We start from the raw sequence: 20,474 nt of genomic DNA, 5'->3' as shown, positions 1-20,474 counted from the left end.
GAGGGAAAGATGCCTCAGAGAGCGGTTTGTATTTCAAAAGTAGACTGAGATTAACCTGTGGGATACAAACCAGCTCTTCAATAGGACTAATATCGCATGCAATGGTGTGCGCCCGCACGCCATACGCGATTGGCCAATCGCGTCCGCACGAACAAGGAGGCAGGACGATGCCAAGGGTTTATAACTTCTCCGCTGGTCCAGCTGTCCTTCCAGAGGAAGTTCTCAGGAAGGCGGCAGACGAGATGATGGATTTCCACGGCTGTGGTATGTCCGTCATGGAGATGAGTCACCGATCGTCCGTTTTTCGTGGCATTATTGAGCAGGCAGAAGCAGATCTACGCGAGCTTTTGAACATTCCAGAGAATTACGATGTTATCTTTGTTCAGGGCGGCGATTCACTCCTGTTTGCATCAGTCTTTATGAATCTCGCTCGCAATGGCAAGGCGGATTATATTCTTACGGGAAACTGGGCTAAAAAAGCATTTAAAGAGGCTCAGATTCTCGGCGATGCAGCAGAAATTGCAAGTTCTGCAGATAAGAACTTTAGCTACATTCCTGATTGTTCAGATCTGCCTATTCGTGAAGATACAAGTTACGTCTATATATGTGAGAACAACACTATTTACGGAACTAAGTATCCTGAGCTCCCCAATACGAAGGGCCATACACTCGTAGCGGATCAGAGTTCTATGTTTCTCTCTGAACCAGTTGACGTTACTCGCTATGGACTTATCCATGCCGGCGTGCAGAAAAACGTCGGTCCTGCCGGCGTGCAGATTGTGATTGTTCGTCATGATTTGGTGCCTGAGGATCTGCCTGGTGTGCCCACGATGTTGCGCTTCAAGACGCAAATTGATGCAAACTCACTGTATAACACCCCCAACTGCTGGGGCATTTATGTGTGTGGCTTGGTATTCAAGTGGCTCAAAGAGCGTGGTGGCCTTGATCAGATGCGTGCAGTGAATGAGCACAAGGCCTCACTGCTTTACAACTTCCTTGATGAGTCTGAGCTCTTCTCATCAACCGTAGTGCCAAGCGATCGTTCACTCATGAACGTACCGTTTGTTACCGGCGACAAGGAACTCGATGCAAATTTTGTTGCCGAAGCTGAGCAAGCCGGCCTTGTAAACCTTAAGGGTCATCGTACGGTTGGCGGTATGCGTGCATCCATCTACAACGCTATGCCAGTTGCTGGCGTAGAAGCACTCGTTTCGTTTATGAAAAAGTTTGAGCTTGAGAATGGGCGTGCTTAGTGCACCTGGGAAGGACTGATATGTTTAAGGTCCATTGCATGAATAACATATCCAAGGTTGGTACTAATCGCCTTGGAGATCGATACGAGTTCACCAGCGAACTTGCAGACGCAAACGCAATCCTTGTGCGTAGCGCTCGTCTGCATGATATTGAGCTACCGAAAGAATTGCTTGCTATTGCACGCGCAGGTGCCGGTGTAAATAATATCCCGCTGGATCGCTGTGCTGAGTCGGGAATTGTGGTGTTTAACACTCCTGGAGCAAATGCAAATGCGGTAAAGGAGCTCGTGCTTTGCGGAATGCTGCTTGCTTGTCGAGATATTATTGGCGGTATCGATTGGGTGCGTGCTAATTCTGACGATCCTGAAGTTGGCAAGAAGGCAGAAAAGGCAAAGAAGCAGTTCGCTGGTTGTGAGCTTGCTGGAAAGACATTGGGTGTTATCGGCTTAGGTGCTATTGGAGCTGCCGTTGCCAATGCAGCTCTTTCATTGGGTATGCGTGTTCTGGGTTATGATCCATATCTTTCTATCAATGCGGCATGGAGTCTGGACCGGAATATTAAGCATGTTACCGATGTAAACGAGCTCTATAGCAACGCTGATTTTATTACGATTCACGTGCCTGCAACCGCCGATACTAAAGGCATGATTGGTGCCGACGAAATTGCACTCATGAAACGCGGTGCGGTGGTGCTTAATTTGGCACGCGATGTTCTTGTTGATGAGCAGGCAATGGCAGAGGCCTTAGATGATGGGCATATTGCGCGCTATGTCACAGACTTTGCTAATCCAGCTTCAACGAATATGCGCAATGCGATTGTGACTCCACACCTCGGCGCTTCCACAGGAGAGGCAGAGGATAATTGCGCCATTATGGCAGTAAACGAGCTCAAAGATTATCTTGAGAACGGCAATATTGTTCACTCAGTAAACTTTGGTGCAGTCGATCTTGGACCCATTGCAGCCGATGGTCGCATTGCTGTATTTCACCATAACGCCCAAGGTATGCTCGGTAAGATTACGCAATGTGTTGCTGACTCTGATCTCAACATTGAAAATATGTCCAATAAGAGCCGTGGCGCTTATGCGTATACGCTTATTGAGGTTTCTGGTACTCCTGAGGCTGCCAACACGGTTGTTGAAAAAGTGGCACAGCTTCCTGATGTTATGCGTGTACGAACTATTGCCCGCGTATAAGAGCCTGTAGAAATTCGCTTAACAGAGAAACCCCTCTCACTCGTAAGGGTGAGAGGGGTTTCTTGTAAAGCTCACCTTTAAACCGACCTTTATAAAATTTGTTCCATTCCAATGCGGTATGGAGTAAGACCGCGTGCTTCATAAAATGCTTGAGCTGAAGGATTGCAGCTCCAAACATTAAGCGTAACGTTATAGAAGCCCTGTTCACGAGCAAAGTTGATCACATAGTTATAAAGAGCCGTCCCAACACCACTTCCGCGCAAATCTTCATCCACACAGAGGTCGTCTATATAGAGCGTGCGAATATCAGTGCGAATATTATCGCCAATAATTTGCTGATAAACACAGAAGGCGTAGCCCATAATCTCGCCTTCAGCACCATTATTATCTACAGCAACAAAAATAGGCCGCGTGTCATCAGCAAGTATGTCAAGCAACTCGGAATCGGTGTATTTACGACCAAGATTAAACAGGTCCGGTCTTCCCTCATGATGAACTGCGTTTACCTGAGATAAAAGCTTGTCAATGCCAGGAAGATCCTCTGGAATAGCTCGACGAATGTTCATAGTTTGAGGATTCATATCGGATCTCCTTTAAGAAAAAAGCGGATAAGATCCGTGCTTATCCGCTTAAGAATGTATGTAAAACAGCTTAGGCTTGTGCTGCCTCGCGGCCTGCATGGAATGCTGCCAAGTTTGCCTCGATAGTTTTAGGTGGAACGCGACGTTTGATTGCATCTTCCCAGACGTCTAGAGGGAAGGGTAAAGCAGTGGAGAGAGCGCCAACAAGTACGACATTCGTTGAGCGAGGCGAACCGAGATCGCGGGCAATTTTGCCAGCATTGATAAGGGTGGCATTCATTGCTTCAAGTCGTTTCTCAACATTATCGGGCATTGAGAACGAACCGATGTTTACTGATACTGGAGTAATTTGTTCATCATTAACAAATAGCCTGCCACCTTCTGCGAGGTAATGATGAGCTCGTAGTGCCTCTACAGCTTCAAATGCAACAATCACATCGGCCATTCCTGGATCGCAGACCATGGTAGAGACATGTTCTCCCATACGAATGACGGTTGAAACAGAACCACCTCGTTGTGACATACCGTGGATTTCTGAGACTTTAACGTCGAGACCAGATTCAGTTGCTGCCATTGCAAGCAGATTACCCGCAAGAATGGTTCCTTGTCCGCCCACGCCTACCAAGAGGATAGTACGAGTAGAGGAATCGGTCATGATTACTCACCGTCCTTCTGAATGCAGCCAAATGGGCATGATTGAATACACTGGTCACAGCCTACGCACATAGTCGGATCAATGGTTGCGTGTCCTTCCGCATCGCGTCCGAGGGCGGGACATCCAATTTGGATACATGCGCCACAGGCACGACAATCGTGAATGGTCGGAGGCTTTTCAGTAGAGCGATCAATGAGACGACAAGGCGCCTTAAATACGATGACACTCAGGCGTTCGGGATGGCTTGTGGCTTCTTTGAGGGCAGACCGTACAGCTTTGAGATCCTGTGCATCCACGGTGGCAACATCAGAAATACCCATCGCGCGGCAAAGAGCTTCCAGGTTAAGAGCGACCCCAGAGGGATTGTCCAGTGCGCTTTTACCGCGTGTGGAATCGCTCAGTGTTACGCCATTAACGGGATTGCCTTGTGTACCAGTCATAGCAGTGGTGCGGTTGTCCAAGATGCAGAGGGTACCTGTTCCACCGTTATAGACAGTTCCAAGCAGGCTTGTTATGCCTGAATGAGCAAAGGTTGAATCGCCAATTACTCCCACAACAGGACGGCCCTCGCGTTCAGGTGTGCCGGCAAGCTCCATGCCATGAGCCATGGAGAGTGAAGCACCCATATCAATAACGGCGTGCTCAGCACCATAAGGAGCGACAGCACCAAGGGTATAGCAGCCAATGTCGCCCATAACGATGGCCTTCATGCGACGTAGCTCACAGAAGACCAGACGATGGGGGCAGCCAGGGCAAAATGCAGGTGGGCGAGGGGGCAAATCCTGCTCAACGGGAGCAGAAGGAAGCGCTTCTTCTCCAAAGGCAGAGCGAATAACAGAGGGTTTAAGTTCGCCGCCTCGGGGGAGAGGATGTGCTGGAGGCTCAGACAGTTTAACGCCCATGGCGCGTACCCGAAGGGCGAGATACTCGCTAGCTTCCTCAACGACATAACACGCATCAACTTTTTGAGCAAAAGCGCGAATGCGCTCGGGTGGTAAAGGCCAGGTCAGTCCAAGCTTTAAGGTAGAGGCCTGGGGAAGTGCTTCGCGGACATGTTGATAGACAGCGCCAGCACAGATAATACCAACGGAGGTATCGCGCATCTCTTCTTGGTTGAGATCGGTTGTCTCGGCAAACTCAATGAGCTTATCAGTGCGCTCATCTGCAACTGAACGGCGTGTAACTGCATTGGCGGGCATCATGACATACTTTTTGATGTCATTTTCGAAAGCGCGAGGATCAGCTGCATGGCGGACACCTTCGCATCGTGTAACTGTACGCGTGTGAGCAATACGCATAGTCTCATGAAGCATTACGGGTACATCGAAGCGCTCAGAAAGATCGAATGACTGACGTGCAAGTTCATATGCTTCCTGAGAATCGGAAGGCTCCAAGCAAGGAATGCGAGCAAAATCAGCGTAGAAACGAGAGTCCTGCTCATTTTGAGAGGAATAGCAGGAGGGATCGTCGGCAGCAAGAATAACAAGGCCTCCATTTACGCCTGTATTACAGACCGACATGAGTGGATCGGCGGCTACATTAACACCGACATGTTTCATCGTTACAAGAGCGCGTACGCCACCAATGGCGGCGCCTATGCCAACTTCAAGGGCAACCTTTTCATTTGGTGCCCATTCACAATGCACTTCATTGTGATGAACAAGTGCTTCAAGCGTTTCGGTAGATGGCGTACCTGGATATCCCACTCCAATAGAACACCCAGCTTCCCATACGCCTTCCGCTATGGCTTCGTTGCCGGAAAGCAGCTCCATATCCACGTTATCTCCTCCCTTAAAGACCTCAAGTAAGTTCTAGGCTTGATTCTCTCTGTCCACGAGACCGATAGCTCCATATTTTGCTCGCAGTGCAGGTTTTTCGATTTTGCCAGTCGGGTTGCGAGGTACAGGAGCAAAAATTATGCGGCGCGGACGCTTGTATCTCGGTAGACCCTGACAAAATTCGTTGATCTCTTCCTCAGTAAGTGTGTTTTCAGATTCAGGTTTAGGTTCAATAATGGCACAAGCAATCTCACCAAGGCGATTGTCGGGTACACCAATGACTGCAACATCTTTAATTGCAGGATGCGCTGCAAGATAGTCTTCGATCTGAACAGGATAGAGGTTTTCTCCGCCTGAAATAATGACGTCTTTCTTACGGTCGACAAGCCAGATAAATCCATCTTCATCGCGACGGGCCATGTCGCCCGTAAAGAGCCATCCATCATGAAGAACCTCAGCCGTTGCCTCTGGGTTGTTGTAGTAACAACGCATGACGCCCGGCCCGTTTACTGCAAGTTCTCCAACTGTGCCTTCCTCAACATCTTTCCCATTTTCATCTACGATGCGAACCTTCCAATGCCAGCCGGGGATACCGATGGCGCCAACATGGTCGATATTATCGACACCCAAATGGACGCAGCCAGGCCCCGTTGATTCCGAAAGGCCATAATTGGTGTCGTATTGGTGATGAGGAAAGATGTGCATCCAACGGCGAACGAGACTTTTAGGAACAGGTTGTGCGCCTATGTGCATGAGACGCCACTGGCTCAGTTGGTAATCTGCCAGATCAACATCTTTATTTTCAATTGCAAGCAATACATCTTGTGCCCAGGGCACCAGCAGCCAAACAATCGTACATTTTTCGTCGGATATAGTGCTGAGGATTGTTTGAGGTTTTACGCCGCGCAACAGCACTGCCTTGCCGCCAACAAAGAGGCTTCCCAACCAGTGCATAAAGGCACCTGTGTGATAGAGCGGCGGAATGCAGAGAAAGACATCTTCATGTGTTTGACTGTGGTGATGCTGCTCCATTTCAGCAGCCTGCGTAAGCGAACGATGGGCATGCAAAATCGCCTTAGGGAAGCCTGTCGTACCACTTGAAAAGTAAATAGCTGCATCTTCATCTTCGCTCAAAGGAATGTGCGGGTCAGTGCTTGCACACAGAGCGGTGAGAAGGTGATAATTTTCTGCAAACGTAGGGCAATCTTCACCAACATAGAGCAGAAGACGACCGCGGCTCACGGCAGGCTCTATATTTTCAATTCTGCCGGTGAATTCTGGACCAAAAACAAGAACATCCACATCTGCCTCGTTGAGACAGAATTCAATTTCGGCAGCGGTATAACGAAAATTAAGTGGTACAACAACTGCACCACTCTTAAGAATGCCAAAATAGATTGGAATCCACTCGATTCCATTCATCAACAAGATAGCGACCTTATCACCTTTACCAACTCCTCGAGAGATCAAAAGATTGGCAAAGCGATTCGCCTTTTCATCAAAGACTTCCCATGTTATTTCACGGCGATAAGCGCACGTTGAAGTGCTTTCGATAAGATCGTAATCCCTCCAGGTAAGGTTGCGTCTTTCGCGTACTTCAGGGTTAACCTCAACAAGAGCGCTCTCATTGGGGTATAAACGAGCATTTGCTCGCAGCATATCGGGAATGGGCATTGATCCTCCTTGTGCTCTCCATAAAGAGAATAAAGCTTTCCTTGAAATAATGCTTCTCTGTTTGGATGAAGGGCGAATTTGCTCTATCTTTGTTGAGCATAGGGTAGAACAGGTTTGTTAACCTGTGAAACTAAAGAGTATTTGGAACGGATTGAAAGAGTAAATATGAAAAAGCGGTCCATGTATGGTCCTGCTAATGGCTATGCAGCTTATTCACGAGCTACTCCAGGAGCCTATCACAAACGTTTACAGATACGAAAGCGTGCTCTTACGCGCCGTGCAGCGCTTGCCGGTGCTGGTGTTGTTGCATTAACAGCAGCTGGTATAGCTGTGACAAAATCCGGGATTCTTACACCTATGGTTTCTGGAGTTGCTGACTCCATGCCAGGTATTCCTGATGTGTCAGATGTTATTGAGCCACCCGATCCACGTGATAAAGAGTTTGCTGTCGATCCTTCTCGTACGGATTGGAACTATGAGAGCAACGGCAAAAAGACGCTTTATCTCACCTTTGATGATGGTCCTTCAGCTAATACCGAAGACATTCTTTCCATATTGGATACATACGGAGCTAAAGCAACGTTTTTTGTGACAAACCAATTCCCCGATTATCTGCCGCTTATTGCAGAAGAGTATGAACGCGGCCATACCGTGGGTCTCCACTCGTATTCGCACGACTATTCGATTTATACATCTGAAGAAACGTACTTTGAAGACCTCGATAAAATTGGACAAGTGGTAAGTGAGTACATCGGTTATGTGCCACTATTTATACGTTTCCCTGGCGGGTCTTCAAATACAATTTCGGCAAATTATTGTTCAGGCATTATGACAACGCTTGCTCAGGCTGTTCAGGATCGTGGATACCAGTATTGGGACTGGAATAGCGATTGTGGCGATGGCGCAACCGTTACAACAGAAGAGGCCATTGCGGAGTCTCAGCAGTTTTCAGAGGAAAATCTTGTATTTCTGGCTCATGATGCTTCAGCTAAAACTTCAACCGTAGAGGCACTTCCTAGCATTATCGAATATTTCCAAGGTCAGGGATATACGCTTGAAGCACTGACGCGTGAATCTATGGTTGATCATCACAATGTAAATAATTAGGGTATATCGGTAAAGATATAGAACACATGTTCCTAACCCTCTCTCCGTTCGCTATAGTTATAGTGAGCGAAGGGAGGGTGTATGAGCGATCTTCTTGAAGGTTTAAACGAGGAGCAAAAACGTGCGGTTACCACCACTGAAGGTTATGTACGTGTTGTAGCTGGTGCTGGTTCCGGTAAAACGAGATGTCTTTCTTATCGCTTTGCCTATCTTGTAAATGAGCTCGGTATCCTTCCCAGAAATATTCTTTGTGTCACGTTTACCAATAAAAGTGCAGCAGAAATGCGCCAGCGAATTCATAACCTCATCGGTGATAACGATACGGGCTATGTAAATACGTTTCACGGATTTTGTGTATCTGTGCTGCAGGAAGACTCTCACGCCATCTCATATCCAAAGAGTTTTTTAGTGCTCGACAATTCCGATGTAGATGCTATGTTGGGTATTGTGTACGCCGAGCGCGGATTAACCCTCAGAGATATGACGTATTCTCAAGCGCGTGACATGATTGAAATTCGTAAACTTTTGCGCGACCCAACTTACTATCGGGTTTTTGTAGAACTATCTCTGGAAGAACTTCGCGCCCGCTATGAACAGGCGTCTGATCCAGAGGACATTATTTTTTGGGGATATTTGTACCAAGAGCGCAAGTGCTTCGGATTGGACTACAACGACCTCATCAAACTTACGCTTTTTATTTTTGAACGAGAGCCTGAAATTAAGAAAAAATGGCAGCAACGTCTCGAATACATCATGATTGATGAGTTTCAGGATATTGATGCTTTGCAATATGAATTGATGGATGTCTTAAGCGGCCTACATCACAATCTGTTTGTGGTTGGCGATCCCGATCAAACCATTTATTCCTGGCGCGGTGCCGATGTAAAGTTTCTGCTCGATTTTCCAGCTCGCCATCCAGGCACTACAACCATTCTTCTTAATAAGAATTATCGTTCTACTCCTCAAATACTGTCTGTGGCTAACTCGCTCATTGCAAAAAATACTATGCGTATTGATAAAGAGCTGCAGTCCGCTTGTGATGAGGGATTACGTCCTCTTGTGAAGTATGCAAAAGATGCAAATCAAGAGGGGGTGTGGATTGCAAACCAGTGCTGCGAACTCAACGCTGCCGGTGTTCCTTGGCGAGATATTTGTGTGCTCTATCGTGCTCACTACATAACGCGACCTATAGAAGCTGCGTTTATCCAGAAAAATGTTCCGTATCGTATCTATAGCGGAGCGCAATTTTTTGAACGTGTTGAAGTGCGCAATGCATTGGCGTATCTCAGAATGGTGGCGTATCAGGACGATCTCTCGTTTATGCGCATTGCCAACGTTCCTAAAAGAAATATCGGTGAGCAACGCATGCACTTTCTTAGAGAATTTGCACAAGGGCAGGACTGCTCACTTTTAGAGGCATTGCGTTTATCGCTGGAAGATCCTCTTTTTAAGAGCACTGATGCGCGAGCCTTTGTGGGCCTCATTGATAAATATGCTATGGCTGCAGTAACGTTATCTATATCAGAGCTTTTAGCGGGGCTTTTGGATGAAAGTGGATACGAAAAGGCCCTTCGTACAGAGGGTAGTCAGGAGCGACTCGATAATCTTGCAGAGTTGCGCCAGTCGATCTATGAGTATGAAACGAGCTGCGGTGAAGAGGCTACCTTGGATAGGTACCTGTCTCATATTGCTCTGCTTTCTAATGCTGATACCGCCGATAGTGGAGATCGCGTCCGTTTTATGACCGTTCATGCTGCTAAAGGGCTTGAGTTTCCCTATGTGTTTCTTTGCGGTCTCAATGAAGGCGCTTTCCCAACAAAGCGAACTTCTACGCTTTCTGCAATGGAGGAGGAACGCAGGCTTGCATTTGTTGGTATTACCCGTGCTCAAAAGCGACTTTTTCTCTCTGAGGCATCTGGACGTTCATTTGATGGATCGCCACGCTATCCTTCACGGTTTTTACTCGATATAGATCAGAGCCTGCTCGATTTTGATGAAATGCCGACGGCGGGATTAATTGAAGAAGCGCGTGCCTTCATAGTTGGACGTCAATCTGCTCTTGAAGCTCTCGAGCGCGGTCCAGCTTTTCAGAAGGGGCAGCGCGTTTCCCATCGAGTATTTGGTCTTGGAACTATTCTTGCCGTTGATGAAGGGCAGCATGCGTACGTTGTGAAATTCGATGAAATGGCAACCACACGTCATATTGCTTTTCGCGTTGCCATGGAACCTGTTGAGAAATAAAACAATGCTATTCAGGAGGAGATATATATGACTGAGAAGAATGATCAATCGAATAGCGATCAGGAGATGTCGGAGCGCACCTATTATCGAGGTCCCGTTATCATGCGCGGTCCCATGATTCCTACGGATACTACCACAGGCAATCTCCTTGCATCAGAAAGCTCAAACGACTGGCTCCATATGGATCCATGGCGCGTTCTTCGTATTCAAGCTGAATTTGTTGATGGTTTTGGTGCTTTAGCTGAAGTTGGGCCGGCTGTTGTTGTCTTTGGCTCTGCCCGGACTGATCGTAGCGATCCGATGTATCAAGCAGCTCGCAAGGTGGGAAATCTTCTTGCGCAACATGGAATTGCAACGATCACGGGTGGCGGACCAGGCATTATGGAGGCAGCAAATCGTGGTGCATCTGAGGGCGGAGGAGCATCCATTGGTCTGGGTATTGAGTTGCCTCATGAACAAGGTCTTAATAAATGGGTTAACCTCGGCATGTCATTCCGGTATTTCTTTGTTCGTAAGACTATGTTTGTGAAATATTCCAGCGGCGCTATCGTTTTTCCAGGAGGTTTTGGAACCCTTGATGAGCTGTTCGAATTACTTACTCTGGTACAGACGCATAAAATTACGCGCACGCCTGTTGCGCTTGTAGGAACAGCGTACTGGCAAGGTCTTTTCAACTGGATCGAAGGAACATTACTTTCAGAGGGTATGATTTCTGATCTTGATAAAGACCTCGTTTGTATTACTGATGATGTTGAAGAAGCGTTTTCTGTTGCAACGAGCGCGCTCAGCGATCAGCTGTAAATTTTGTTCGCTTTGCACGTTGTTTACGAACATGGACTGTAAGCTGTCTGTTCTCTTTTTGTCATAATGTGGCAAAAAGATGTAGGAGTAGACGCACCATCCGTTTATATCTATGAAAATACCGTCTATCAGTGATTAAACACCGTGTGCCGAAATCTTTGCCATGGTATTCTGTCACTGGTTTGCCAGAGGTTTACATGCGCATTGCCAATTTTTCTGGTGCCTATGCACATGCTTAGTGGATATGTGAGGAGTAGGATTCATGTCGCTTCTTGTAGTTCTTGTTCGCCATGGCATGGCAGAACCTGCAACCGAAGAGGTAACTGATGAATTTCGTATGCTCACCAATGATGGCCGTGAAGCACTGCGGGAGTCTTTTTCTCAGACATTTTCAACACTGCGTGTTCCTGATCGTACAGAGGCTTGGATTAGTCCTGCGCAGCGTGCAAGGGAAACTGGTCATCTCGTTATGTCTGCAACAGGATGCAATCTTTCTAATCTCAATCGCCCGCTCTATGAGCAGAATATAGATGAGCTTCTACGCTCACTTTCCCAGACAGATAATGAGTGCACTATTGTGGTGGGACATATTCCATCACTCGAGCGCGTTTGCGAACGGCTCTGCGGTGAAAAGTTCCATTTTTATCCCGGTGCAGTGTGTGCCATTGAGATACCCGATGAAGCTCGCCGAGTTATCGCAGATGCCCGTCGCCCCGTGGGAAAACTTATCACCTTTGTTCAGGGACCTCTTGCTGAGGCGTGCTAGTTCGAAGCCTTGTGCTTATATAAGATAGCTTTGCTAAGGTGAAGAGGAACGATTTTTCACTTCATATCTGCTGGAAGTATTTGATGAAGAGGGTTATTGCTGTGACAAAGAGACTGTACCTTATGCGTCATGCTGAAACACAGTTTAATCTGCGCTATCTTTTTCAGGGTTGGTGTGATTCCTCGCTTACTCAGCGTGGTAGAGCTCAAGCTCGGATTGCCGGGCAGTATTTCGTTGAAGAACAGATTCCTCTTGATCATGTATATTCCTCAGACCTTCGTCGAGCAAGTGAAACGTGCGAGCTTGCGGTAGGAGAGGTGCTTCCGCACGATCAGCTTGCTGGTTTGCGTGAATGGAACTTTGGGGCTTTCGAAGGCACAAGTGGCGTGAATTTTCCTGTTCAATTTCCTTATGGGGATTTCTTTGGTGCTTTTGGCGGGGAGACACAAGAAGAACTTGAGGCGAGAGTAATTGCAACGCTTCAGGATATTATGGAACGCCCTGCTCATAGCAATGTGCTTGCGGTATCAAGTGGAGATGTTTGTACGCTCTTCTGCAATTTACAGGCTGATCACAGTCCGGTTCAGATTGACAAGCGCGCTCCAAACTGCGGTATCTATGTATACGATTATGATGAGGGCATTTTTTCTTGTCAGGGGCTTATTGAGCCTGATTTTTCCTCGCTTGGACCAGCACCTGATCATATCTAACAAACAATAATTGACCCCTCGCGGAGATTATTCACAGAGACAGGATTTCCATGCGATACTGCATGGTATTGCATTCATGCTGTGCACCTCATAATTATGTGGCATAGGGGGCTCAATTATGTGGTCAAAGCTGACATATCTATTTGGTGGTCCTTTTGATGCGTCACTGGGCTTGTTTCTTATTATTGGCGGATTTGTATTTTGTCTTGCCGCAATAGCATTACCGTTCTTTGGTCTCTGGAGCCTCTTCGGAAAGTGCGGAATTGAGCGGTGGCGTGGACTTGTACCTTTCTACAACATTTGGATGCTTACTCGTCTCACCTGTGGAAAGAGTCTTCTTTTCTGGGTTCAGCTTGCTTTACAGGCGCTCTGTTTTTTGACCGCTCTGGTGTTTGAATTTGGAGCGCTCAAGTTACCGCTGACGGTGCTTTTCTTTGTAGCACAAGCTCTCGTGGGCGTCCTAATTGGGCTTGCGGTATCGCGGTCGTTTGGAAGTGGTCCTGGATTTGGCGTGGGGATTGGGCTGCTCCCCTCGGTATTTCTCTTTATTCTTGGTCTCGATAAGACTGAGTATTTAGGACCTGAAATCACAACGTATTTTGCTGAAAGCGCAGAAAATGATGAAACTGAGGCATCGCCTGATTCTGACGATGACTCAAAGACGCCTCAAAAATCTGAAGAACACCACGTGGACAATGATGCAGAAACCCAGGATGCTGAGAAGTAACTTGAGAGACTTCCTATAGTTCCCAAGCACAGGTTTTCATCTCTACTTTACCTTCATCGGTAAAGATAACCCCTTCTGATTCTAGAAGGCGCCTTTGTTCATCCGGCCCACCAAAGGCAAAGCCCGGGGCTGTTGAACCGTCTTTGAAAACTACCCGATGGCAGGGGATAATGCCTGGCTCAGGATTTGAATGCAGTGCGAATCCAACAAAGCGTGCACAACGGGGAGCATTAATAAGTCGCGCAATTTGCCCATAGGTGGCCACTTTTCCTCGCGGTATTTGTTTGACAACCTCATAAACTCGCTCATTGAAGCTTCCCATGCCAGCTCGATTCGTTAGAGTTGTTACGGTTTTCGTATTGAGTGTACTCTGCTTGCTGAGCCAGGTGTTGTGTGAGGGGAATGTAATGATTCAAGATATTCAGCCGCATCGCTATTCTCATGAGTATCTCCATGATGCTCCCGGAGAGGAAGATTTTGTTTTAGCTTTCAAGGGAAGAGAAGTATTGGCCTCTCTATCTGCAGATAATAGAATTACTTATCCGCAGGTGAAAGATATGGCAATGGCTGATCCTCAAAGTCTTGTTCGTCTTTTTACCGTGGATGATCAGACGTACTATCTCTGGTATGCAACAGAACCGCCAATGCCATGCGATCCTTTTGAATGGATATCGGTTGCTGCATTTCGCGATGCTCATCCGATGTGGGAATGTTTTGCTGGCATTACCGGATTACATCTCTGGGGTTGGTACAACTCGAATCGCTTTTGCGGGAAATGTGGTCACCCCATGAGACTTTTTGCTCCGGAGCGAGCAATGGAGTGTCCTGAATGCGGGTTCCTCAGTTTCCCAAGGATTTCTCCGGCTGTTATTGTGGGGCTTACTGATGGACATGATCGCATTGTTATGAGTCGATATGCTGGTCGTGATTATAAAGATGTGGCGTTATTGGCCGGTTTTATTGAGATAGGTGAGACGCCAGAAGATGCAGTGCGCCGTGAAGTCATGGAGGAAGTCGGTCTGGAGGTTAAGAATATTCGATATGCAGGAAGCCAGCCATGGGGGATGGATGGTGATTTGCTCCTGGGATATTATGCCGATGTAACTGGAGATTTGGAGATTAGTTCTATAGATACTGATGAGCTTGCGGTGGCTCGTTGGGTTGATAGAGCAGAGATTTCTCCTGTTCCAAATACGCGTACACTCACCTATGACATGATTGAACGATTCCGCTGTGGTAAAGAAACACCACGTCAATAGCATAGTTTTAGGTATGAAAAATGCTCTAGTGAAGACTTTCTCATGTAAGAATATCTTGCACTAGAGCATTTGTTTGATTAGAGCTTTTGTTCGACGCTCAAATGGTTATTTAGAAGTAGTACCAGAGCTCTTCTTAGTGGCCGTTCTTTTTGCTGCGGTGGCTTTTGTTGTAGCGGTGCCTGCGGGTTTTGCTGCGGTCTTGGTAGTTTTCTTTTCGGTTGCTGTAGTTTTAGCCACGCTCGAACTTACCTTTGCAGCTGATTTTGCTTTAGAGGTGGTTGCAGTTTTTGTAGTGACCGACTTTTTTGCAGGGATTGTCTTTTTAGTAGACGAGGATTTTGCAGCAGTTGTTTTGGATGTGCTTGCTGTTGTCTTCTTAGCGGCACCAGTTTTGCTTGTTGTCGTTTTTACTGTTGCTGCTTTAGTGGTGCTCGATTTTTGCGTAGAAGAAGCGCTGGTTGCTTTCTTGCTGGTCTTCTTAGCGGCGGGTTTTGTAACGGGCTTTGTTGCAGGTGCAGGTGCTGGAGTTGCCATAACGGCTGCTGCTTTGGCTGCCGCCTTTTGTGCTGCTTTTGCAGGCTCTGTGCTTACAGGAATCTCTTCCTTTGTTGCAGGGGTCTGCTCAGCACTTTCTGCGGGGACCTTATCGAGGACAAGTGGGAGGAAATAACGAATCTGTTTATGCCACCAAGGCCAATCGTGTGAAACGTCGTCGCCCCAGTAATCACACCAGGCATCAATGCCCTTATCTCGGAAAGCGGCATCAAGAAGGCCTTGTGTACGAACCGACTCATCTTCCCAAGCGCCTTGGCCTGCGCAAAGAATAATCTGGCGCTTGTTATAAAGATCGACATAGGGGTGATCTGAAGCCATGTTAGGCAAGAATGTTGTTGGAGCATTGAGATAGAGTGTCTCGTTCATCCAGTCGCCAAAGAAATCGGCTGAATCGTACGTACCCGACAGGGCAATGCAACCCTGGAATAAATCAGGGCGACGCAGCATGAGAATGACTGCTTGTGTTGCGCCAAGGCTTGTGCCAGCGAGAAGCGGACGAAGTTGAGAGCCATTCGTTTGGTGTACGAGTGGTACTACTTCGTCACAAACATAGCGATAGTATGCTTCTTGCGTTTCAGCGCGCTGCTCGTTATTGCCGTTGGTGTTAGACCATGTCTCAGCATCAACGGAATCAAGGCAAAAGAGCTGAATTTGATTTGATTCCAGGTAGTCAGCTAGAACATCAATCATGCCGAAATCTTCCCAGTTGCTTGCCATGGCATTCTGAGAAGGGAAGACAATGATGGGGTAGCCGGCCTCACCGTGAACTGTTACATGCATCTCCCTCTTGAGGTTGACGCTGTTTTGCAGAATCTGATCCTTCTTCATCTAAGAGTTCCAATCTCTGCGAGTTTGCCGGAACTACAGCCTCCCCCCGGGGGCTGTTACCCTTCCATACTAGCAATGACCTGCTCTTACGTCAGAAAATGACTGCAAATTGAAACGTTTATTGGGGCATTTTTTGAAGTGTGCAGTCTTGCTTCATGTCCTGAGTACTGAAAGATTACCCCTATTTATCAGGCATTTATTTCTTATGTCTTATCGCAATAGTAATGCTGGTATCAATCGATTTACTATGATGAGTATGAGGAGGCACAGACAAGGTGAGTTTCTCTTTAGTCATCAAAACACTCGCAATTAATCAAAGCAACTATCTCTATGATTGAGCATAGATGCTCTACTCGGTATGTCTAGCGAGAAAGGAATTCAGCATGATTGAGGAAAAGGATCATCCTCGTGTTGCAGTTATGTTTGCAGAGGGTTTGGAAGAAGTAGAAGGTCTTACGGTTGTAGATCTTCTGTTTCGTGCACATATTCCATGTGACATGGTATCTATCGCAGCCGATTGCACGATTACTTCTTCTCATAATGTGAAGCTGACCTGTCATCGAAGCATATATGATGCAGATTTCTCCTTTAACGACTACAACATGATTGTTCTTCCAGGAGGTATCCCTGGCACCCCAAACCTTCGAGCTTGTGAGCCGTTATGCGAAGCACTGAAAGATTTTGCGCAACGCGGTTTGCTTATTGGTGCTATTTGTGCCGCACCTTCTATTCTTGCTGAGCTTGGCTTGCTCGATGGACGTATGGCAACTTCAAATCCGGGCTTCCAGCATGTTTTGGGAGAGCACGGTGCTCATGTAGTTGCTGATAAACCCGTTGTTGTTGATGGCTCCTTCATAACAAGCCAAGGTATGGGAACCGCTATCGATTTTGCTTTGACGATTATCTCTGTGCTTGCCGATGATGATGCAGTGCAAGATGTTCGTACCAAAATTGTTGATATGCGGTAGGGCTACTCACTCCTTAAAGCTTCTACTGGATCGCGACGAGATGCGGCTGAGGCAGGTATTAAGCCGGCTATTACCGTCAGGATGACGCTAATAGAAATCAGGCTTAATGCTGCCGAAGCCGGGAGACTCATAATTGAATCTACGGCGAAGGCATGTAACACCCAGGCATTAACCGGAATAGAAACTAGTTCTACCACCGCTATTGCAAATACACCTGCAATAAGTCCTTCAATAAAAGTTTCTGCATTAAATACGCTGGCGACATTACGTTTTGATGCGCCCATGGCTCGCAGGATGCCAATTTCTTTTCGACGTTCGAGCACTGATATATACGTGATAATGCCAATCATAATTGAACTTACAACCAGAGAAATACTTACAAAGGCAATGAGCACTAATGAGATCATGTCGACAATGTCGGTAACGCTGCTCATAAGAACACCCATATAGTCCGTATACGTAATGGTGCTATCGGGTTTGCCTTCCGCTTCCATCCGATCGTTATATGCATCTATGGCAGTGAGCACGCGCTCCTTTGCTTCAAAGTTAATGGGGTAAATACGGATGGAAACCGGGTCGTTGATATTGGCATAACCCAGTGTCGAGAGATTGTTTTCGTAGGTAAGCATACTGGCATTGGCATAGCTGGTAAGCATTGAAGAGAGATCATCAGCTGTCATAGAGAAACCAATTGCATTTGCAAAAGCATTTCCATCGATAGTGAGAGCATTTTGCATTCCAGCGGCAAGCTGTGTTGCGTAGGCCTGCGCAGATTGGCCCATAGCGTTACTGAGCTGTGCTTGAAGTTGTTCACCAACCTGCTGTGCGATAGCATTACCGAGTTTTTCTGCTACCTGTGTGGTGGCAGACGTAAAGTATGGTGCAAGGTCCTGCTCAACATAGCTCATGAGCTCTTGTTCCAAGCGTTCCCTTACTGGATCCCCGGCAATGCCAGCAATCTTGGAAAGCAGCTGTTGGGCCTCGTCGGTGGCGAGATATGCCTGAAGCTGTGCTCCCAGTTGAGAGGAAAAATTAGGATCGGTAGGATCGAGCCCTCCACCGTTTTCTGGACGGCTGGTCCAAATAAGAAAACCTTGAACGAGTTGAGCGGCTGTTTCTGAGACTTCTTCAGTTTGTTCTGGGGTGAGTGGGGAATCAGTTGCCAAACCTTCCAAAATGGCAGAGAAGTCTGGTACCGGAGCATGAGCAGCAATACTGCTCATATCAATTTGAGAGCTAATGTCAGAAAGATCTATATCAATGGATCCCAGGTTAAGACCAGAGAAATCAAATCCCGAAAGATTGAGACTGTCTCCGAGTGCGGAAGCATCAAATGAAAAAGCGTTTTGAAGAGCCTGTTCATCAACGGTAAACATACTGGATAAATCGAGGCCGCTGGTACCCTCTTCGCGCAGTTGCTCAAAAGATTTACCAGTAAATACATCGATATCAGGATGAGCAAGTTGTTCCTGAACAATCTGAGAATTTGCCGCACGATCTATAAGTGCTTGTGTCAGCTCGGGAGTATAAGCAACGCCTTGCGAGAGGGCGGTCGCATTTGCGGTGGGTTTAGGCTGGACAATACCAACAATATGCAGGTCAATACCATTATCGAGTGCCTGGCTCATGTAGGCGCTGTCGTTTGACATGTCTGTCCAGCCGCCTGTTTCAGTGTTCTTTCGCCATACGTCGGCAGGGCTCAGGACTTTAAAGCTCAGATTAAGAGCATCATCGTAGCTCAGAGAAATATTTTCATGATCGGGTACTTGCACTTCTTCGGCATTCATCATTGAGTCCATCATGCTATCCAACTCAGTGGGATCAAGAATGCCAAGGCCGTAAAGTGTGTAGTCTGTGAGTGTGCCATTTGAACCAAGAACGAGAACTGCTTCATTTGTGCCTTCGGCCCAACGTCCTGCTACGACGTCGTATTGTTCGTTGAGAAGTTCCTGATCATCGAGCATTTCACTAAACACTCCGGAACTCATACCGTAGCTCGCCACCGTAGTTGATGAAGAGCCACTGCTCATAGCTGTACTCAGAGCATCAGGACTTAACTGTTCGGGTTCTGCTGAGGTAGCTGAATAAACAAGTGGTGTAATGCCATAGTCATATTGAATGGCGTTTACGTCACCTGCTAAGCCGCCTTCATCAAGAAACTTTTTGAAACTCGTGAGATCGTTTGAGCGAACGCTGGCAAACATATCCCCAAGAACCATTACACCGGGAATGTTTTGATCATCGGAAGATACTGCTTGTGTTGTTGAGGATTGGTTTTGAGAAGCCTCGGTATCAGCTTCCTCAGTTCCAGAGGTGAGAAGTCCTGTGAAATCATAGCTTTGCTTCGTAATGGAGAGTGGGTAGGTTGAGAGGGTGTCTTCCTCCACCTTGGCAATGTAGTTATTGACACCTGTCGACAATGCCAAAATAGCAGCAATACCAATAATGCCAATAGATCCTGCAAATGCCGTCATGAAGGTGCGGCCTTTTTTGGTGAGTAAGTTATTGGCAGACAAGGCAAGTGCGGTCAAGAAACTCATTGAAGCTCGTTGTTGCTTTTCCTTCTTTTCAGAAGGTGCATCAAGTTCGTCATTTTCACTTTGTGTGTGATTGCTACCCTCGGCATCTGAATCATCCGGTATATAGGGATTCGAATCATCCACGATGCGACCATCGGTAAGCTGGACAATGCGTGTTGCATAGTCATGTGCAAGTTGAGGATTGTGGGTGACCATAATCACCAGACGATCACGGGCAACTTCTGCAAGGATGTCCATCACTTGCACACCAGTTTCCGTGTCAAGCGCACCTGTTGGTTCATCGGCGAGCACTACATCAGGATCGTTAACAAGAGCGCGAGCAATGGCCACTCGCTGCATTTGGCCACCGGAAAGCTGATTGGGCTTTTTGTTGGCGTGTTCGGCAAGTCCCACGCGATCAAGTGCTGCTAAAGCTCGCTCGCGGCGCTCTGCTCGTCCAACGCCTGACAACGTAAGAGCGAGTTCCACATTAGCGAGGACAGTTTGATGGGGGATGAGGTTATAGCTCTGGAAGACAAAACCAATACGGTGATTGCGATACGTATCCCAATCAGCATCGCGATAGTTCTCAGTGGAGATACCATCAACAATAATGGTGCCTTTATCGGCCCGATCAAAACCACCCAGAATGTTAAGAAAGGTGGTTTTGCCGGATCCTGAGGGACCTAAGACGGCAACAAATTCGCTATCGCGAAAAGCAATAGAGACATTATCAAGAGCCTGCTGAACAAAATCACCTGTTTTATATGATTTACAGATGCCTGAGATCTGTATCACGTATGCCTCCCGAAAATGTAATAAACGTTGCGCTCACTGTAGCGCATAGTGCTTGTCG

17 protein-coding genes are annotated in these 20,474 nt (G+C 47.1%); 10 read left to right on the top strand and 7 right to left on the bottom strand.

Features of this window, described 5'->3' with window-relative positions:
• Positions 1 to 167: 167 nt before the first annotated feature.
• Both serC and ACQY6Y_RS08465 read left to right on the top strand, forming a co-directional pair.
• Positions 168 to 1,253, top strand: a complete 1,086-nt coding sequence (gene serC, locus ACQY6Y_RS08470) for a 3-phosphoserine/phosphohydroxythreonine transaminase (RefSeq protein ID WP_428379903.1) — start codon at positions 168 to 170, stop codon at positions 1,251 to 1,253.
• A 38-nt stretch (positions 1,254 to 1,291) separates the two neighbouring features.
• Positions 1,292 to 2,449: a 3-phosphoglycerate dehydrogenase family protein gene (locus tag ACQY6Y_RS08465; protein ID WP_428379902.1), complete on the top strand. Its 1,158-nt coding sequence runs from the start codon at positions 1,292 to 1,294 to the stop codon at positions 2,447 to 2,449.
• Between the two features lie 89 nt (positions 2,450 to 2,538).
• Here ACQY6Y_RS08465 and ACQY6Y_RS08460 read toward each other — a convergent pair whose 3' ends face one another.
• From ACQY6Y_RS08460 to ACQY6Y_RS08445, 4 genes are all read right to left on the bottom strand, one after another.
• A complete protein-coding gene (locus ACQY6Y_RS08460) occupies positions 2,539 to 3,030 on the bottom strand; it encodes an N-acetyltransferase family protein (protein ID WP_428379901.1) in 492 nt (163 codons plus the stop codon).
• 70 nt (positions 3,031 to 3,100) lie between these two features.
• Complete coding sequence (locus ACQY6Y_RS08455) at positions 3,101 to 3,685, bottom strand: indolepyruvate oxidoreductase subunit beta (RefSeq protein WP_428379900.1); 585 nt, start codon at positions 3,683 to 3,685, stop codon at positions 3,101 to 3,103.
• A gap of 2 nt (positions 3,686 to 3,687) precedes the next feature.
• Positions 3,688 to 5,457, bottom strand: a complete 1,770-nt coding sequence (locus tag ACQY6Y_RS08450; RefSeq protein ID WP_428379966.1) for a thiamine pyrophosphate-dependent enzyme — start codon at positions 5,455 to 5,457, stop codon at positions 3,688 to 3,690.
• Positions 5,458 to 5,496: 39 nt separating this feature from the next.
• On the bottom strand, positions 5,497 to 7,137 hold the full coding sequence (locus ACQY6Y_RS08445) for a class I adenylate-forming enzyme family protein (protein WP_428379899.1): 1,641 nt from the start codon (positions 7,135 to 7,137) through the stop codon (positions 5,497 to 5,499).
• Positions 7,138 to 7,302: 165 nt separating this feature from the next.
• On the opposite strand from ACQY6Y_RS08445, the gene ACQY6Y_RS08440 reads away from it, so the two are divergent.
• From ACQY6Y_RS08440 to ACQY6Y_RS08415, 6 genes are all read left to right on the top strand, one after another.
• Positions 7,303 to 8,244, top strand: a complete 942-nt coding sequence (locus ACQY6Y_RS08440) for a polysaccharide deacetylase family protein (RefSeq protein ID WP_428379898.1) — start codon at positions 7,303 to 7,305, stop codon at positions 8,242 to 8,244.
• Positions 8,245 to 8,325: 81 nt separating this feature from the next.
• Entirely contained in the window at positions 8,326 to 10,485 is a 2,160-nt protein-coding gene (locus ACQY6Y_RS08435) for an ATP-dependent helicase (RefSeq protein ID WP_428379897.1), read from the top strand.
• Positions 10,486 to 10,512: 27 nt separating this feature from the next.
• Positions 10,513 to 11,286 (top strand): TIGR00730 family Rossman fold protein, encoded by a 774-nt coding sequence (locus ACQY6Y_RS08430; protein WP_428379896.1) that lies wholly within the window; start codon positions 10,513 to 10,515, stop codon positions 11,284 to 11,286.
• Positions 11,287 to 11,548: 262 nt separating this feature from the next.
• Positions 11,549 to 12,052: a SixA phosphatase family protein gene (locus ACQY6Y_RS08425; protein ID WP_428379895.1), complete on the top strand. Its 504-nt coding sequence runs from the start codon at positions 11,549 to 11,551 to the stop codon at positions 12,050 to 12,052.
• Positions 12,053 to 12,153: 101 nt separating this feature from the next.
• Entirely contained in the window at positions 12,154 to 12,762 is a 609-nt protein-coding gene (locus tag ACQY6Y_RS08420; protein ID WP_428379894.1) for a histidine phosphatase family protein, read from the top strand.
• Positions 12,763 to 12,880: 118 nt separating this feature from the next.
• Positions 12,881 to 13,489, top strand: coding sequence for a DUF5684 domain-containing protein (locus ACQY6Y_RS08415; RefSeq protein ID WP_428379893.1), 609 nt, complete (start codon positions 12,881 to 12,883; stop codon positions 13,487 to 13,489).
• A 13-nt stretch (positions 13,490 to 13,502) separates the two neighbouring features.
• Here the strand turns inward: ACQY6Y_RS08415 and ACQY6Y_RS08410 are convergent, their stop codons facing one another.
• On the bottom strand, positions 13,503 to 13,811 hold the full coding sequence (locus tag ACQY6Y_RS08410; protein WP_428379892.1) for an MGMT family protein: 309 nt from the start codon (positions 13,809 to 13,811) through the stop codon (positions 13,503 to 13,505).
• Between the two features lie 85 nt (positions 13,812 to 13,896).
• Between ACQY6Y_RS08410 and nudC the strand changes: the two genes are divergently transcribed.
• Positions 13,897 to 14,748 carry an NAD(+) diphosphatase gene (gene nudC, locus ACQY6Y_RS08405; protein ID WP_428379891.1) on the top strand — a complete coding sequence of 284 codons (852 nt, stop codon included), beginning with the start codon at positions 13,897 to 13,899 and terminating at the stop codon, positions 14,746 to 14,748.
• Positions 14,749 to 14,853: 105 nt separating this feature from the next.
• Here the strand turns inward: nudC and ACQY6Y_RS08400 are convergent, their stop codons facing one another.
• Positions 14,854 to 16,131 carry an esterase family protein gene (locus ACQY6Y_RS08400; protein ID WP_428379890.1) on the bottom strand — a complete coding sequence of 426 codons (1,278 nt, stop codon included), beginning with the start codon at positions 16,129 to 16,131 and terminating at the stop codon, positions 14,854 to 14,856.
• Between the two features lie 383 nt (positions 16,132 to 16,514).
• Here ACQY6Y_RS08400 and ACQY6Y_RS08395 point away from each other — a divergent pair, with 383 nt between their 5' ends.
• Positions 16,515 to 17,099: a DJ-1 family glyoxalase III gene (locus tag ACQY6Y_RS08395; RefSeq protein WP_428379889.1), complete on the top strand. Its 585-nt coding sequence runs from the start codon at positions 16,515 to 16,517 to the stop codon at positions 17,097 to 17,099.
• Positions 17,100 to 17,101: 2 nt separating this feature from the next.
• On the opposite strand, the gene ACQY6Y_RS08390 is transcribed toward ACQY6Y_RS08395, so the two are convergent.
• Positions 17,102 to 20,416, bottom strand: coding sequence for an ATP-binding cassette domain-containing protein (locus tag ACQY6Y_RS08390; RefSeq protein WP_428379888.1), 3,315 nt, complete (start codon positions 20,414 to 20,416; stop codon positions 17,102 to 17,104).
• Positions 20,417 to 20,474: the final 58 nt, after the last annotated feature.

The organism is Olsenella sp. Marseille-QA0557 (assembly GCF_965119725.1).
Classification (GTDB): Bacteria; Actinomycetota; Coriobacteriia; order Coriobacteriales; family Atopobiaceae; genus Coprovicinus; species Coprovicinus avistercoris.
This window is presented reverse-complemented; position numbering and strand designations above follow the sequence as displayed.